At 52.0% G+C, this 15,712-nt stretch carries 14 protein-coding genes; 12 read left to right on the top strand and 2 right to left on the bottom strand.

The genetic code is table 11. From position 1 onward, the window contains the following. Positions 1–126: 126 nt before the first annotated feature. The gene (gene ptsI / locus J0X00_RS16120) at positions 127–1,851 is read left to right on the top strand and encodes a phosphoenolpyruvate-protein phosphotransferase PtsI (RefSeq protein ID WP_136487800.1); all 1,725 of its coding nucleotides are present in this window, start codon (positions 127–129) and stop codon (positions 1,849–1,851) included. A 104-nt stretch (positions 1,852–1,955) separates the two neighbouring features. Next, positions 1,956–2,465, top strand: a complete 510-nt coding sequence (gene crr / locus J0X00_RS16115) for a PTS glucose transporter subunit IIA (protein WP_136487799.1) — start codon at positions 1,956–1,958, stop codon at positions 2,463–2,465. A gap of 168 nt (positions 2,466–2,633) precedes the next feature. On the opposite strand, the gene J0X00_RS16110 is transcribed toward crr, so the two are convergent. After that, entirely contained in the window at positions 2,634–3,785 is a 1,152-nt protein-coding gene (locus J0X00_RS16110) for a 2-octaprenyl-3-methyl-6-methoxy-1,4-benzoquinol hydroxylase (RefSeq protein ID WP_282477199.1), read from the bottom strand. A 351-nt stretch (positions 3,786–4,136) separates the two neighbouring features. On the opposite strand from J0X00_RS16110, the gene miaB reads away from it, so the two are divergent. From miaB to lnt, 5 genes are all read left to right on the top strand, one after another. Then, a complete protein-coding gene (gene miaB / locus J0X00_RS16105) occupies positions 4,137–5,561 on the top strand; it encodes a tRNA (N6-isopentenyl adenosine(37)-C2)-methylthiotransferase MiaB (RefSeq protein ID WP_136487797.1) in 1,425 nt (474 codons plus the stop codon). A gap of 127 nt (positions 5,562–5,688) precedes the next feature. Further along, positions 5,689–6,798 carry a PhoH family protein gene (locus J0X00_RS16100; RefSeq protein WP_136487796.1) on the top strand — a complete coding sequence of 370 codons (1,110 nt, stop codon included), beginning with the start codon at positions 5,689–5,691 and terminating at the stop codon, positions 6,796–6,798. Then, positions 6,795–7,259 carry an rRNA maturation RNase YbeY gene (gene ybeY / locus J0X00_RS16095; RefSeq protein ID WP_218562183.1) on the top strand — a complete coding sequence of 155 codons (465 nt, stop codon included), beginning with the start codon at positions 6,795–6,797 and terminating at the stop codon, positions 7,257–7,259. Before J0X00_RS16100 ends, ybeY begins: the two co-directional genes overlap by 4 nt. A gap of 77 nt (positions 7,260–7,336) precedes the next feature. Continuing rightward, positions 7,337–8,236 carry a CNNM family magnesium/cobalt transport protein CorC gene (gene corC, locus J0X00_RS16090; protein WP_136487794.1) on the top strand — a complete coding sequence of 300 codons (900 nt, stop codon included), beginning with the start codon at positions 7,337–7,339 and terminating at the stop codon, positions 8,234–8,236. 44 nt (positions 8,237–8,280) lie between these two features. After that, positions 8,281–9,813, top strand: a complete 1,533-nt coding sequence (gene lnt, locus J0X00_RS16085) for an apolipoprotein N-acyltransferase (protein WP_136487793.1) — start codon at positions 8,281–8,283, stop codon at positions 9,811–9,813. 123 nt (positions 9,814–9,936) lie between these two features. Here lnt and J0X00_RS16080 read toward each other — a convergent pair whose 3' ends face one another. Beyond that, positions 9,937–10,407: a zinc ribbon-containing protein gene (locus J0X00_RS16080; RefSeq protein ID WP_218562185.1), complete on the bottom strand. Its 471-nt coding sequence runs from the start codon at positions 10,405–10,407 to the stop codon at positions 9,937–9,939. 122 nt (positions 10,408–10,529) lie between these two features. Between J0X00_RS16080 and leuS the strand changes: the two genes are divergently transcribed. The 5 genes from leuS (at position 10,530) to rlmH (ending at position 15,708) form a co-directional block, all read left to right on the top strand. Then, a complete protein-coding gene (leuS, locus tag J0X00_RS16075; protein WP_218562186.1) occupies positions 10,530–13,106 on the top strand; it encodes a leucine--tRNA ligase in 2,577 nt (858 codons plus the stop codon). A gap of 109 nt (positions 13,107–13,215) precedes the next feature. Next, on the top strand, positions 13,216–13,818 hold the full coding sequence (lptE, locus tag J0X00_RS16070) for an LPS assembly lipoprotein LptE (protein ID WP_282477198.1): 603 nt from the start codon (positions 13,216–13,218) through the stop codon (positions 13,816–13,818). Positions 13,819–13,826: 8 nt separating this feature from the next. Next, positions 13,827–14,852: a DNA polymerase III subunit delta gene (gene holA / locus J0X00_RS16065; RefSeq protein WP_282477197.1), complete on the top strand. Its 1,026-nt coding sequence runs from the start codon at positions 13,827–13,829 to the stop codon at positions 14,850–14,852. Positions 14,853–14,918: 66 nt separating this feature from the next. Next, positions 14,919–15,236 carry a ribosome silencing factor gene (rsfS, locus tag J0X00_RS16060; RefSeq protein WP_136487788.1) on the top strand — a complete coding sequence of 106 codons (318 nt, stop codon included), beginning with the start codon at positions 14,919–14,921 and terminating at the stop codon, positions 15,234–15,236. Position 15,237: 1 nt separating this feature from the next. Next, positions 15,238–15,708, top strand: coding sequence for a 23S rRNA (pseudouridine(1915)-N(3))-methyltransferase RlmH (gene rlmH, locus J0X00_RS16055; RefSeq protein WP_136487787.1), 471 nt, complete (start codon positions 15,238–15,240; stop codon positions 15,706–15,708). Positions 15,709–15,712 lie beyond the last annotated feature (4 nt).

Genomic DNA, 15,712 nt, shown 5'->3' with positions numbered 1-15,712 from the left:
TGTCAAAGCCATTTTGTTCCCGCAAAGTGGCTTTGTTGGAAATAGGCTCTAGAATTAGCTACATATATCGTTAGCACAAACGTCCACTTATCTCCCGTTTACAGTTGACCAATTTAAGGTAAGGCTATGATTTCAGGCATCCTAGCATCTCCAGGTATTGCTATTGGTAAAGCACTACTACTTCAAGAAGATGAAATTGTCCTAAATACAAACACCATTTCTGACGCTCAAGTTGAAGCTGAAGTTGCGCGTTTCTACGACGCACGTAACAAATCTTCTGCCCAACTTGAAGTTATCAAACAAAAAGCCCTTGAGACTTTTGGTGAAGAAAAAGAAGCCATCTTTGAAGGCCATATCATGCTGCTTGAAGATGAAGAGCTAGAAGAAGAAATTTTAGCCCTCATCAAAGACGAAAAACTGTCAGCAGACAACGCGATTCACACTGTGATTGAAGAGCAGGCAGCTGCGCTTGAGTCACTGGATGACGAATACCTGAAAGAACGTGCTACAGATATCCGCGATATCGGTACACGCTTCGTGAAAAACGCCCTGGGCATCAACATTGTATCGCTGAGCGACATCAATGAAGAAGTGATCCTGGTGGCTTACGACCTGACTCCGTCAGAAACTGCACAAATCAACCTGGACTACGTTCTGGGCTTTGCATGTGATATCGGTGGTCGTACGTCTCACACCTCAATCATGGCTCGTTCTCTGGAACTGCCAGCGATCGTAGGTACTAACGACATTACCGCTCAAGTGAAAAACGGCGACATGCTGATCCTTGACGCGATGAACAACAAGATTGTCGTCAACCCAAGCGATGCTGAGCTGGAAGAAGCGAAAGCAGTAAAAGCCGCATTCCTGGCTGAAAAAGAAGAGCTGGCGAAACTGAAAGACCTGCACGCTGAAACCACAGACGGCCACCGCGTAGAAGTATGCGGTAACATCGGTACAGTGAAAGACTGTGACGGCATCATCCGCAACGGCGGTGAAGGCGTTGGTCTGTACCGTACAGAATTCCTGTTCATGGACCGTGACGCACTGCCAACGGAAGAAGAGCAATACAAAGCTTACAAAGAAGTAGCAGAAGCGATGGCTGGCCAGGCTGTGATTATCCGTACTATGGATATCGGCGGCGACAAAGACCTGCCATACATGGATCTACCAAAAGAGATGAACCCGTTCCTGGGCTGGCGTGCCGTACGTATCAGTCTGGACCGTCGTGACATCCTGCGTGACCAGTTGCGTGGTATCCTGCGTGCATCAGCACACGGTACTCTGCGTATCATGTTCCCGATGATCATCTCAGTTGAAGAAATCCGTGAACTGAAAGCAGCGATTGAAGAATACAAAGCTGAACTGCGTGCTGAAGGCCATGCATTCGACGAAAACATCGAAATCGGTGTGATGGTTGAAACCCCGGCAGCAGCGGCAATTGCCCCTCACCTGGCAAAAGAAGTTGCTTTCTTCTCTATCGGTACCAACGACCTGACCCAGTACACACTGGCAGTAGACCGTGGTAACGAAATGATTTCTCACCTCTACAACCCGCTGTCTCCGGCTGTTCTGACTGTGATCAAGCAAGTTATTGATGCATCACACGCAGAAGGCAAATGGACCGGTATGTGTGGTGAATTGGCGGGTGATGAGCGCGCTACACTCCTTCTGTTAGGTATGGGTCTGGATGAGTTCTCAATGAGCGGCATCTCTATTCCTAAAGTGAAGAAAGTGATTCGTAACACCAACTTCGCTGAAGTGAAAGCAATGGCAGATGAAGCACTGTCTCTGCCAACTGCAGCAGAAATCGAAGCTTGCGTTGAAAAATTCATCGCGAAAAACTCTCAATAATCTGCTAATACCAATAACATAGACGACTAAAAGTAGTCGTCTATTGTTAGTGAGTGGTATACTATACTTCACAGAATATATTAAAACGTTAGGAGCATGACACAATGGGTCTGTTTGACAAACTTAAGAAGCTAGTCTCTGACGACAGCGCTGACGCGGGTGCAATTGAAATCATCGCACCTCTTTCTGGTGAAATTGTAAACATCGAAGACGTGCCAGATGTCGTGTTTGCTGAAAAAATCGTTGGTGACGGTATCGCTATCAAGCCTACTGGCAACAAGATGGTAGCTCCTGTTAACGGTACTATCGGTAAGATTTTCGAAACGAACCACGCATTCTCTATCGAGTCTGACGATGGCGTTGAACTGTTTGTTCACTTCGGTATCGACACCGTTGAGCTGAAAGGCGAAGGCTTCAAACGTATCGCTGAAGAAGGTCAGTCAGTGAAAGTGGGCGACACTATCATTGAATTCGATCTGGCTCTGCTGGAAGAGAAAGCGAAATCAACTCTGACTCCTGTTGTTATCTCTAACATGGACGAGATCAAAGAGCTGGCTAAACTGTCTGGTTCGGTAAATGTTGGTGAAACTGCTGTACTGCGTGTAACTAAGTAAGCGGTTTGCAAAGCATTCAAAAAACGCTGCCATCGCAGCGTTTTTTTTCGTCTTTAATTTAGGGGGTTGCTTACATGTTAGGTCTTTGCTGACATGAATGCGTGAGCCGCGCCCCTCAACCAGGCCGCACCACAACAGGGTTACCGCCTGAATTATTCTGGCTGAGGTTTATAACCCCAGCGCGTAACGCAGTACCTGCTGCTTCACCGGCCCGGCATTGTCCGCCAGTTTCAGCGCCGCATTGCGCACCCACTTGAGCGGAGTGTGGTCATTACTGAATGCGGCATAGAAGAAGTCCATGCCACTTTGCATTAACAGGTTATCGCCCCGCCGCTGCCGCTGGTAACGCTCAAACTGTGCCTGGGTCAGTTCATCATGCCCGGCGGTTGCCTCCAGCAGGGCTGCGACATCCTTAAAGCCGAGATTCACGCCCTGCCCCGCTAACGGATTGATAGTATGCGCTGAATCGCCAACCAATACACAATGATTGCTGACATAGGTTTGCGCATGACGCCGGGTAAGCGGGAACGAGCCGTGCTGTAACACTTTAATATCCCCCAGCTCCGGCGGGAAATGACTCAGTATCTCTGCACGCAGCTGAGCCGGACTCATATGGCTAAGCTGCTTGATACGCGCCGGGCTGTCATACCACACCAAGGAGCCCTGATGACCGTTGAGCGGCAAAAATGAACGCGGGCCGGACGGGAAGAATTGCTGCCAGGTGATATCCTGCTGCGCCAGCTCGGTTTCGACATTAATCAGCATGCAGTGCTGGCGGTAATCCCAGGCGGTGATGCCAATACCGGCCAGGCTGCGCACCCTTGAGTTTGCGCCGTCCGCACCGATAATCCACTGACACTTCAGCTCAGTACCGGATTGCAGTGTGAGGGTCTGGCTGTCGCCAAACTCAATCGAGGCCAGTTTATCCGGACACAACAAAGTCAGATTCGGATAAGCACTAAAGGCTTGCCACAAACCCAGTTGAATCACCCGGTTTTCCACCATGTAGCCCAGTTGCTGCAGCCCCAGCGCCTCGCTGGAAAAACGAGTGCGGCATTCGGGATGCTCCCAGGTCTCAAGACGGCGATAAGGGCAAACCCGCATCGCACGGATACTGTCCCAGGCGCCCAGTGCTTGCAGTAAATCAACCGAAGTTTGCGAGATAGCAGAAATACGAACATCCATGGGCTGATCATCGTTAAACGCAGCAGGCTGATGCCCGTCCACAACCGCTACCCGACGCCCCTGCTGGGCAAAGCCGATGGCAGCTGCCGCACCGACCATACCACCACCAATGACTACTATGTCAAAATCGTTCATATCTACTGCTTCTACCTGACTGAATCGTAAAAACTAAGTCTACCACACAACCACTGTTTGGTCGGGTTGCGAGCGACAAAATATGACCATAAACAGCGGTTTGCTAAAGCATGGGGCAAGGTTGGTTTTCCTCTCGGCTCAAATTCCCTGCCCGGCAGAGAGGCAAAGCCAGTCACCACAACGGCTGGGGGTGAGAATGACTGGTCAGCTCCGGTTGAAACCAGTACAATACGCCGCTTAGCACCCAAGTGGTGGCTAATTTTTAACCAAGTCTGGCAAAAATATCCAGACGTCACTGGAAACACTGGGCGATTTGCTCCCTTAATTTAAACTAACGACCGAGCGAAGAACATGAGTAAAAAACTGCTAATCAAAACCTGGGGCTGCCAGATGAATGAGTACGATTCATCAAAAATGGCCGACCTGCTTAACGCTGCGAACGGCTATGAGCTAACTGAAGAACCAGAGGAAGCAGACGTACTTCTACTTAATACCTGTTCGATTCGCGAAAAAGCGCAAGAGAAAGTATTCCACCAGCTGGGCCGCTGGAAAACACTGAAAGACAAAAAGCCAGGCGTCGTAATTGGCGTGGGTGGCTGTGTCGCGACTCAGGAAGGCGATCATATCCGTGACCGCGCACCGTTTGTCGATGTTATTTTTGGCCCGCAAACTCTGCACCGTCTGCCAGAGATGATCAAACAATCTCAGTCAGATCATGCACCGGTGATGGATATCTCCTTCCCGGAAATCGAAAAATTCGACCGTCTGCCAGAGCCGCGTGCTGAAGGCCCGACCGCTTTCGTCTCTATCATGGAAGGCTGTTCTAAGTACTGTACTTACTGTGTGGTACCTTACACCCGTGGTGAAGAAGTCAGCCGCCCGATGGATGACGTGCTGTATGAAATCGCGCAACTGGCAGAGCAAGGCGTACGTGAAGTCAACCTGCTGGGTCAGAACGTAAACGCTTACCGCGGCCCGATGCATGACGGTGAAATCTGTTCATTTGCCGAGCTGCTGCGTCTGGTTGCGTCAATCGATGGTATTGACCGTATTCGTTTCACCACCAGCCACCCGCTGGAGTTCACTGACGACATCATCGCTGTATACGAAGACACCCCTGAGCTGGTGAGCTTCCTGCACCTGCCGGTGCAAAGCGGTAGTGACCGTATCCTGACCATGATGAAACGTCCGCACACCGGTATCGAATACAAGTCTATTATCCGTAAGCTGCGTAAAGCGCGTCCGGATATCCAGATCAGTTCTGACTTTATCGTTGCGTTCCCCGGCGAATCTGACAAAGACTTCCAGGACACCATGAAACTGATCCGCGATGTCGATTTCGATATGAGCTTTAGCTTTATCTTCTCGCCTCGCCCGGGAACACCAGCAGCGGATTACCCTTGTGATCTGACGGAAGAGACCAAGAAAGCACGTCTGTACGAGCTGCAACAGCAGATCAACAGCCAGGCGATGCGTTACTCACGCCTGATGATGGGTACCCAGCAACGTATTCTGGTTGAAGGTCCGTCGAAGAAAAACCTGATGGAACTTCGTGGTCGTACCGAAAACAACCGTGTAGTAAACTTCGAAGGACCGGCTGAGCTGATTGGCCAGTTTGTCGATGTCAACATTGTTGATGTGTTCCCGAACTCTTTGCGCGGTGAACTCGTAAGAACAGAAAAAGAGATGAACTTGCGTGTCGTGACTTCTCCTTCAGAAATGATGGCGAAAACACGCCGTGAAGATGAGCTGGGAGTAGCTACGTTTACTCCTTAAGTTTCAGTAACCCAAGACCGGCAAGATTTCGCGCAGAAACTCGCATTTCGTGCTGACTTGGGTATACACTGTCATGAGACGCCCGGTCAAAATCGGGCGTCTGAAAATGACATACTGAGAGGTTAAATTGAGCAATAAAATCGTTACTTTAGAGATAGATCTCGAACCTTCCGATAACCGCCGTCTTGCCAGTCTGTGCGGTCCTTTCGATGACAACATCAAGCATTTAGAACGTCGTTTAGGCGTTGAAATCAACCACCGTAGTAACTACTTCACGATTGTAGGTAAAGCACATACTGCGACTGCCGCGCTCGACATTCTGAAGACTCTGTATGTCGACACTGCGCCGGTCCGCGGCCAAATCGCCGACATTGAACCGGATCAGATCCATCTGGCAATCAAAGAGTCCGGCGTACTGGAACAGAGCACCGAATCGGAGCTGGTTACGCACGGCAAAGAAGTGTTTGTCAAAACCAAAAAAGGCATCATCAAGCCACGTACGCCAAATCAGGCTCAGTACCTGGTCAACATGGTGACCCACGATATCAGTTTTGGTATTGGCCCGGCCGGTACCGGTAAAACCTACCTGGCGGTTGCAGCCGCGGTTGATGCCCTGGAACGTCAGGAAATCCGTCGCATTCTGCTGACTCGTCCGGCGGTTGAAGCGGGTGAGAAACTGGGCTTTCTGCCCGGTGACCTGAGCCAGAAAGTCGACCCTTACCTGCGTCCGCTCTACGATGCGCTGTTTGAGATGCTCGGCTTTGAACGGGTTGAAAAACTGATTGAACGTAACGTCATTGAAGTGGCTCCGCTGGCTTACATGCGCGGCCGTACCCTGAACGATGCGTTTATCATTCTCGACGAAAGCCAGAACACCACCGTCGAACAGATGAAAATGTTCCTGACCCGGATCGGCTTTAACTCGCGCGCTGTCATCACAGGTGACGTGACCCAGATCGACTTGCCACGCGGTGCTAAATCGGGCCTGCGCCATGCAATCGAAGTACTGAGCGAAGTCGAGGAGATCAGCTTCAACTTCTTCCTCGCCGACGACGTTGTGCGTCACCCAGTGGTGGCTCGTATCGTCAACGCCTATGAGAAGTGGGAAGCCCAGGATCAGAAAGAGCGTAAAGAGTACGAGAAACGCCGTCGTGAAGAGCGTGAATCTAAACTGCTCGAGCAGCAGAAAGCTGAGCTGACAAGCTCAAGCGCTCTGGAAGAGTCTGGTGAGTCATGAGTATCGAACTTGATTTACAACTGGCCGTCGAGGATGAAACCGGGCTGCCGTCGTGTGACGATTTTGCCACCTGGCTGAGTGCAGCCGTCACGCCGTTTCAGCCTCAGGCTGAAGTGACGGTGCGCATCGTCGATGAACAAGAGAGCCACCAGCTCAACCTCGAATACCGCGGCAAAGATAAGTCCACCAACGTGCTGTCTTTTCCGTTCGAAGTACCGCCCGGTATCGAAATGGATTTGCTCGGTGATCTGGTGATTTGCCGCCAGGTCGTTGAACGCGAAGCAGAAGAGCAAAATAAGCCTCTGCTAGCACACTGGGCCCATATGGTTGTACATGGCAGTCTTCATCTGCTAGGTTATGACCATATCGAGGATGACGAAGCTGAAGAGATGGAGTCCCTCGAAACAGAAATCATGCAGAAAATGGGGTTTGAAGACCCATATCTGGCCGATAAAATCTAGTTTTCCGCTGCCATAACGGCGCGGTTAACTTAATGTGAGCTATCACACATCTGATAGCGTTACCGAATAGAGAAACAATGAACGAAGATAATTCGCCCTATTCTTCCGAAGGAAACAAAGAAAAATCGGACGGTCCGAGTAGAAAGTCCTTCTTTGAGCGCCTAGGTCAGTTATTTCAGGGAGAACCCAAGGATCGTCAGGAACTGGTTGACGTGATCCGCGACTCTGAAGTCAATGACCTGATTGACCATGACACCCGCGATATGCTGGAAGGGGTTATGGAAATTGCCGAAATGCGGGTTCGTGACATCATGATTCCCCGCTCACAAATGGTCACCGTCGAGCGTACCGATAACCTGGACTCGCTGGTCGCCTTGATTACCGATGCGCAGCATTCGCGTTATCCGGTCATCAGCGAAGACAAAGACCATGTGGAAGGCATTCTGCTTGCGAAGGACTTACTCAAATACTTAGGCTCGAACAGCTCCCCGTTTGACATCGAAGAAGTGATCCGCCCGGCGGTGGTGGTGCCTGAAAGCAAACGCGTCGATCGTCTGCTGAAAGAGTTCCGTGAGGAACGATATCACATGTCGATTGTCGTAGATGAGTTCGGGGGGGTTTCCGGCCTGGTGACCATTGAAGATATTCTGGAAGAAATCGTTGGCGATATCGAAGACGAAACCGACGATGAAGAGCAACTGGATATTCGTAAGCTCAGCAAACACACCTATGCGGTGAAGGCGCTGACCACCATCGAAGAATTCAACAATACCTTCGGTACCCGCTTCAGTGATGAAGAAGTGGATACGGTCGGCGGCCTGGTGATGACGGCCTTTGGCCACCTGCCAAGTCGTGGTGAAATCGTGGAAATCGATCGCTACAACTTCAAGGTAACGGCTGCTGATAATCGTCGCGTGGTTCAACTTCAGGTAACCATCCCCGATATGGAAGCTCTTCCGGAGATCAGCGAAGAGTAGTTCAAATCTCTCTTACTTCGGTAAGAGCATCAGAAAAGTTGCAGATGACGAATACAATTCATCGCCTTATGCGGCCGCTTGCGGCCGCTTTTGTTGGCGCCCTCACTACCCTGGCTTTCGCTCCTTATCAACTCTGGCCTGTGGCCATTCTCAGCCCGCTGCTGCTGTTATTGCTGCTCCATAAACAATCCGTCAAAGGCGCTGCGCTGATTGGCTATTGCTGGGGCCTGGGACAGTTTGGCATCGGTATTAACTGGGTTCATATCAGCATTGATACCTTTGGTGGTATGCCCAAAATCGCCAGTGTGTCCCTGATGTTACTGTTAGTCGGCTACCTGGCTATCTATCCGGCGCTGTTCGCCTGGGCGCTCAATCGCTTTTTCCCGGCCTCGGGTCGTGGCCGCTTATTACTTGCCGCTCCCGCTCTCTGGCTGGTCAGTGACTGGTTACGCGGCTGGGTGATGACCGGCTTTCCATGGTTGTGGCTTGGTTACAGTCAGATAGACAGTCCGCTCGCCAATTACGCGCCGCTCGGCGGGGTGGAACTGCTGACGCTAATGGTGATGCTGTCCGCTGGCGCACTGGCCCTGACGCTACTGAGTAAAAGTAAAACCCTTCTGCTGATCCCGGCGGTTATCTTTGCTGCCGGCTACGGGCTCAATGCCGCGCGCTGGGTCAAACCGGACACGGACAAAACCACCAAGGTAGCCTTGATTCAGGGCAATATACCTCAGGCACGTAAATGGCTGCCAAGCGAACGCTGGCCAACCATTATGAAGTACACCGACCTCACCCGTGAAAACTGGGATGCGGACATTATTATCTGGCCGGAAGCCGCCGTGCCGGCCTTCGAGTTTGAGCTGACTTCCTACCTGCACAACCTTGATGCGGCAGCACGCCTCAACCACAGTACCATCATCACCGGCATTCTGAATCAGACCGATGACAAGCAGTATTACAATAGCGTGCTGGCACTGGGTGATACTCCACAAGGCGAATACCAGTACGATGTGTCCCGGCGTTTCCATAAGCATCACCTGTTGCCATTTGGTGAGTTTGTTCCGTTTGAAGACCTGCTGCGTCCGCTGGCGCCGTTCTTCAACCTGCCGATGTCTTCATTTACCGCGGGTGACTATATCCAACCGAATATTATCGCCAGTGGCCATGCCCTGACGCCAGCACTGTGTTACGAAATCATCTTCAACGAGCAGGTACGTGCCAACACCACCGACGACACCGACTTCCTGCTCACCCTGTCCAACGATGCCTGGTTTGGCCGCTCGATTGGCCCGTTACAACATATGGAAATTGCCCGTATGCGCGCGCTGGAACTGGGTAAACCGCTGATTCGTGCCACCAATAACGGCGTGACCGCTGTGACTGACTACCGTGGTCAAATCACCGCCCAAATCCCGCAGTTTGAGACCGGCGTGCTGCGTGCCGAACTGGTGCCGACCCGTGGCCAGACGCCATATCATGCTCTGGGCAGTTGGCCGCTGTATATGTGGACTGCCCTGGCTATGCTGGCCGGCCTGTTGCTGCAACGCCGCCGTCACCATCCTGATGCAGATAGCTGACCATCAAAAACACTAAGAGCCCCGTCGGGGCTCTTAGTGTTTTTGCGTGTTACCGGAACGGATTCTTGTCGTATCACCAGGCTCTTGTCAGGACATCAGGCTCGGTGTCCGCATGAGCAAGTGCTAAGGCTTAAACGGCTGACGACTGAAAGCGGTCGCGCCGCAGCGGGTACAAGGGACAATTTCGGTCGGGTGATTGTATTCCATCCGATGGCCGCAGCTGTCGCACACCAACACGCCCAGTCCAATCATGTCCCCGGCTTTGTACAACCCCTGATGCTCGAGATCCTGAAACAGCTCGACCCACTCCACTTTGGTGCGATCGGTAATATCCAGCAGGCCCTGCCAGATGGAGTTGGTGATCATCAGATAAAACGGGCTGCTTTTTTCCTCTTCATAACTGTCAGCGAACTCTTTAAGGTCAGCTTTTATGTAGGCGGAAATCAGCGCCAGCTCATCTTTGGTCAGGTCATTGGCGGCGGCTACGACTTTGCCGGAAGTGTCCAGAATATGATCGACTTCTTGCGGACTCTTCTTGAGGGTTTCGACCACCTCTTCAACTAAAGCCTCGTAACCCGTTTTTTGTTTTGGCATATGTCACCTCTATCAAACCCGATTGGCTATTGTTGTGCTCCCTTGCTTTAGGTATTCTATGACGATCTATTAGTATCTGTTCAAACTGAACTCACAAATTCCAAGATAACCGGATATCATCGATGCAAGAGCAATACAACCCGCAAGATATTGAACAAAAAGTTCAACAGCATTGGGACGACAACAAGACCTTTGTTGTAAGTGAAGACCCAAATAAAGAAAAATTCTACTGTCTCTCAATGTTCCCGTACCCAAGTGGCCGTCTGCATATGGGTCACGTGCGTAACTACACTATCGGTGATGTGGTCTCTCGTTTCCAGCGTCTGCAAGGCAAAAACGTCATGCAACCAATCGGCTGGGATGCTTTCGGTCTGCCGGCAGAAAACGCTGCAGTCAAAAACAACACTGCGCCAGCGCCGTGGACCTACGAAAATATTGAATACATGAAAAACCAGCTCAAACTGCTGGGTTTTGGCTACGACTGGAACCGCGAATTTGCGACCTGTCGTCCGGAATACTACCGTTGGGAACAAGAGTTCTTCACCAAGCTGTACGAGAAAGGCCTGGTTTATAAGAAGACGTCTTCCGTTAACTGGTGTCCGAACGACCAGACCGTTCTGGCCAACGAACAAGTTGAAGACGGCTGCTGCTGGCGTTGTGATACCCCGGTAGAGCAAAAAGAAATCCCGCAGTGGTTCATTAAGATCACGGCATACGCGCAAGAGCTACTGGATGATCTGGATAATCTGGATGGCTGGCCGGAAATGGTGAAAACCATGCAGCGCAACTGGATTGGCCGCTCTGAAGGTGTGGAACTTAAGTTTGCAGTCAAAGATCAGGCGCAGGATCTGGAAGTGTACACCACACGTCCGGACACCCTGATGGGTGTGACGTACGTCGGCATCGCTGCCGGTCACCCGCTGGCAACGAAAGCGGCGCAGAGCAACCCTGAACTGGCTGCTTTCATCGAAGAATGTAAAAACACCAAAGTCGCCGAGGCAGAACTGGCGACGATGGAGAAGAAAGGCATGGCAACCGGCCTGACGGCGATTCACCCGCTGAATGGTCGTGAAGTACCGGTTTACGTGGCTAACTTCGTGCTGATGGACTACGGTACAGGCGCGGTGATGGCAGTACCTGCCCACGACCAACGTGACTACGAGTTCGCCACTAAGTATAACCTGGAGATCATTCCGGTCATCAAACCCGTTGACGGCAGCGAGCTGGACATTTCGGCTGAAGCGTACACCGAGAAAGGTGTGCTGTTTGACTCAGGTGAGTTCGATGGTCTGGAATTCCAGGCCGCGTTCGATGCGATCGCAGCCAAACTGGAAGCAGAAGGTAAAGGGGTCAAAACCGTTAATTTCCGTCTGCGCGACTGGGGTGTATCCCGCCAGCGTTACTGGGGTGCGCCAATTCCGATGGTCACCACTGAAGACGGTGAAGTTCATCCGGTTCCGGCTGACCAGCTGCCGGTCATTCTGCCGGAAGATGTGGTAATGGACGGCGTCACCAGCCCGATCAAAGCGGACAAAGAGTGGGCGAAAACCACCTTTAACGGTGAACCGGCTCTGCGTGAAACCGACACATTCGATACCTTCATGGAATCGTCTTGGTACTACGCGCGCTACTGTAGCCCGCAAGCCGATGACATCCTGGATCCGGAAAAAGCGAACTACTGGCTGCCGGTTGACCAGTACATCGGTGGTATCGAGCACGCGTGTATGCACCTGCTGTACTCACGTTTCTTCCACAAACTGCTGCGTGATGCCGGGTATGTGACTTCTGACGAGCCATTTAAACAGCTGCTGTGTCAGGGTATGGTGCTGGCCGATGCGTTCTACTACACCAACGAGAAAGGCACCAAAGAGTGGGTTTCTCCGACGGAAGTGAAAGTAGAACGTGACGCGAAAGGGCGCATCGCTTCTGCTGTCGACGGCGAAGGCCGCAACGTTGCACACTCAGGCATGATCAAAATGTCTAAGTCGAAAAACAACGGTATCGACCCGCAGGAAATGGTCGACAAATACGGTGCAGACACCGTACGTCTGTTCATGATGTTTGCTTCACCGGCGGATATGACGCTGGAGTGGCAGGAATCAGGCGTTGAAGGTGCCAACCGCTTCCTGAAACGCGTCTGGAAACTGGTGCGTGAGCACGCAGAGAAAGGCGCAGCCGGCGCGGTTGACGCGGCAGCACTGAACGCAGACCAGAAAGCGCTGCGTCGTGATGTCCACAAAACCATCGCCAAAGTGACCGATGATATTGCGCGTCGTCAGACCTTCAACACCGCAATTGCAGCGATCATGGAGCTGATGAACAAGCTGGCGAAAGCACCACAGGAAGAGGCTCAGGATCGTGCAATTCTGGATGAAGCACTGAAAGCGATCACGCTGATGCTGTACCCGATTGCACCGCACATCTGTTTTGAAATGTGGAATGCTCTGGGTCAGGCAGACATCGACAGCGCGGCATGGCCAACCTTCGATGAAGCGGCTCTGGTTGAAGACGAAAAACTGATCGTTCTGCAGGTTAACGGTAAGCTGCGCGGCAAACTGACGGTAGCGGCGGACGCGACGAAAGAGCAAGTCGAAGAGCTTGGTCTGAAAGACGAAAACGTGCTGAAGTTCACCGACGGCAAAACCATTCGCAAAGTTATCTATGTTCCGGGCAAACTGCTGAACATCGTTGCGAACTAATTCCGTCTCTGACGGTCTGTAAACAGGGCTTTTGGCCCTGTTTACTTATCTCAGCCCATCATGGTGGTGGGCTGAGATAAGTAAATCCATTTCATGAGAAAGTAGCCCCATGCGTTTGACATTGTCATCTACATTGAAGTTATCACTGGTTGTTCTGACCGCCTCCCTGCTCAGTGCCTGCGGTTTTCACCTGCGTGGTGACTACGATGTTCCGGAAGAACTGAGTACGATGTCGGTCACCAGTTACGACCAATACAGCACCTTTACCCGTTTAGTGAAAGGTCAGCTGCGCCTGAATGAAATCGCCCTGGTCAGCCCGAGCGAAAATGTGCCAAACCTGCATCTGCTGAGTGAAGGCATCAGTGAGCGCACTCTGTCGCTGTACCAAAACGCACGCACGGCAGAAAAAGAGCTGACCTTCCGCGCCTCTTACCGTGTTCTTATTCCTGAGCTGGGTGAAAAAACCTTCTCCACCAGCGTGACCCGCAGCTACCTGGATAACCCGCTGACTGCACTGGCAAAATCGGTCGAACGCGACATGATTGAAGATGAAATGCGCAAACTGGCCGCGAGTCAGATTGTGCGTCAGATGGCACGTCTTAAAGCCTCGATCGAATCTGGTCATATGGACGATCCGCAAACCGGTGATACCCATTCGGATTACCAGATCAACACCGTTCAAGAGCCAGCCGCTGCCGGCAACACTCAGTAGGCGGTCTGATGAGATTGTATGCTGACAAACTGGCCGACGCGCTGCAAAAGTCGCTGCTGCCGGTTTATCTGGTGTTCGGCAACGAGCCTTTGCTGATTCAGGAATCGCGCAGCGCGATTGAACAGCAGGCGCGCAGCCAGGGTTTTGAGGAAAAACATCGTTTTCAGATCGATGCCAGCCTCGACTGGAACGAAGTGTATGACTGCTGCCAGTCAATGAGTCTGTTTTCCAGCCGTCAGTTGATCGAGCTGGAAATTCCCGAGGCGGGTCTGAATGCCGCCGCAGGTAAAGAGCTGGCCAAGCTGGCTGACAGCCTCAATGCGGATGTTTTGCTGGTCATCGTCGGTCCGAAACCGACCCGGGCGCAGGAAAACAGCGCCTGGTTTAAGGCGCTGAGTGCGCACGGCGCGATGGTCAACTGCCTGACGCCCGACATCAGCCGCCTGCCCCAGTTTGTTACCACGCGCTGCCGGGCGTTAGGTTTACAGCCCGACGCCGAAGCGGTTCAGATGCTGGCACAGTGGCACGAAGGTAACCTGTTTGCCCTGGCCCAGAGCCTGGAGAAACTGATCCTGCTTTACCCGGATCGCCAGCTCACTCTGGTGAGACTGGAAGAGTCGCTCAGCCGCCATAACCACTTTACACCGTTTCACTGGATTGATGCGCTGCTGGAAGGCAAAGCCAACCGTGCTCAGCGCATATTGCGCCAGCAAGCGGCCGAAGGCGTGGAGCCGATTATCCTGATGCGAACAGCTCAAAAAGAGCTGTTTCAGCTGCTGCAGATGCGCCAGGCGATGAACAGTCAGCCTATCGGTAGCCTGTTTGATAAATATCGTATCTGGCAAAACAAACGTCCGTTATACGCCGCCGCTCTGCAACGTCTGTCAGTGCAGCATCTGCAACATCTGGTGCGCTTACTTGCCCAATGCGAAATTGTGGCAAAAACTCAATATGAACAGTCGCCCTGGCCGTTATTACACCAACTGAGCCTGGAGTGCTGTGTTCCGCAGGCAAACTTACCCTTGCCTGCCTGAAGCGTGCTATAGTGCCGCGCTTTTTTCATATCTTGTTATCGTTATTTATTTCAGAGGAACATTCCCTTGCAACGTGAAGAACTCAAAGACTTTCTTGCCGACAAAGCCGACGACATGAAAGCGGTCGACATTATTACCCTGGATGTGATCGGTAAATCCAGCGTCACCGATTACCTGATCATCTGTACCGGGACGTCGAAAAGACACGTTGCGTCCATTGCTGAGCATGTGGCCAGCGAAGCCAAAAAAGCCGGCATTGAACCGCTGGGCATCGATGGCGAGAATGAAGGCGAATGGGTCGTGGTCGATATGGGATCAACCATGCTGCACGTGATGCAGGAACAACAACGCGAGATGTACCAACTGGAAAAACTCTGGAGCTAAGGTGAAGATTCAACTGATCGCCGTTGGCACCAAAATGCCCAAGTGGGTCGAAGAGGGTTTTCAGGAATACCGTCGCCGCTTTCCGCATGATATGCCACTGGAACTGGTGGAAATCAGCGCCGGTAAGCGGGGCAAAAACGCCGACATTGCAAGAATTCTGCAAAAAGAAGGCGAAGCCATGCTGGCAGCCGTGCCAAAGGGTAACCGAATTGTTACTCTTGACATTCCCGGTAAGCGCTGGGACACCGAACAACTGGCGCAACAGCTGGAAAGCTGGAAACTGGATGCCCGGGATGTATCGATCCTGATTGGTGGCCCGGAAGGTCTGGCACCGGCGTGTAAAGCCGCCGCAGAGCAGAGCTGGTCATTATCACCCTTGACCCTGCCCCACCCACTGGTGCGAGTTGTGATGGCAGAAAGCCTGTACCGCGCCTGGAGTATTACCGCTAATCACCCTTATCACCGAGAATAGAGAC

The sequence above is a fragment of the Vibrio sp. ABG19 genome, from assembly GCF_029962385.1.
Lineage (GTDB): Bacteria > Pseudomonadota > Gammaproteobacteria > Enterobacterales > Vibrionaceae > Vibrio > Vibrio ostreae.
This window is presented reverse-complemented; position numbering and strand designations above follow the sequence as displayed.

Excerpts from the sequence above, each read along its gene's own strand:
- ptsI (WP_136487800.1), top strand. The coding sequence starts at position 127 with ATGATTTCAGGCATCCTAGCATCTCCAGGTATTGCTATTGGTAAAGCA.
- crr (WP_136487799.1), top strand. The coding sequence starts at position 1,956 with ATGGGTCTGTTTGACAAACTTAAGAAGCTAGTCTCTGACGACAGCGCT.
- J0X00_RS16110 (WP_282477199.1), bottom strand. The coding sequence starts at position 3,785 with ATGAACGATTTTGACATAGTAGTCATTGGTGGTGGTATGGTCGGTGCG.
- miaB (WP_136487797.1), top strand. The coding sequence starts at position 4,137 with ATGAGTAAAAAACTGCTAATCAAAACCTGGGGCTGCCAGATGAATGAG.
- ybeY (WP_218562183.1), top strand. The coding sequence starts at position 6,795 with ATGAGTATCGAACTTGATTTACAACTGGCCGTCGAGGATGAAACCGGG.
- corC (WP_136487794.1), top strand. The coding sequence starts at position 7,337 with ATGAACGAAGATAATTCGCCCTATTCTTCCGAAGGAAACAAAGAAAAA.
- lnt (WP_136487793.1), top strand. The coding sequence starts at position 8,281 with ATGACGAATACAATTCATCGCCTTATGCGGCCGCTTGCGGCCGCTTTT.
- J0X00_RS16080 (WP_218562185.1), bottom strand. The coding sequence starts at position 10,407 with ATGCCAAAACAAAAAACGGGTTACGAGGCTTTAGTTGAAGAGGTGGTC.
- leuS (WP_218562186.1), top strand. The coding sequence starts at position 10,530 with ATGCAAGAGCAATACAACCCGCAAGATATTGAACAAAAAGTTCAACAG.
- lptE (WP_282477198.1), top strand. The coding sequence starts at position 13,216 with ATGCGTTTGACATTGTCATCTACATTGAAGTTATCACTGGTTGTTCTG.
- holA (WP_282477197.1), top strand. The coding sequence starts at position 13,827 with ATGAGATTGTATGCTGACAAACTGGCCGACGCGCTGCAAAAGTCGCTG.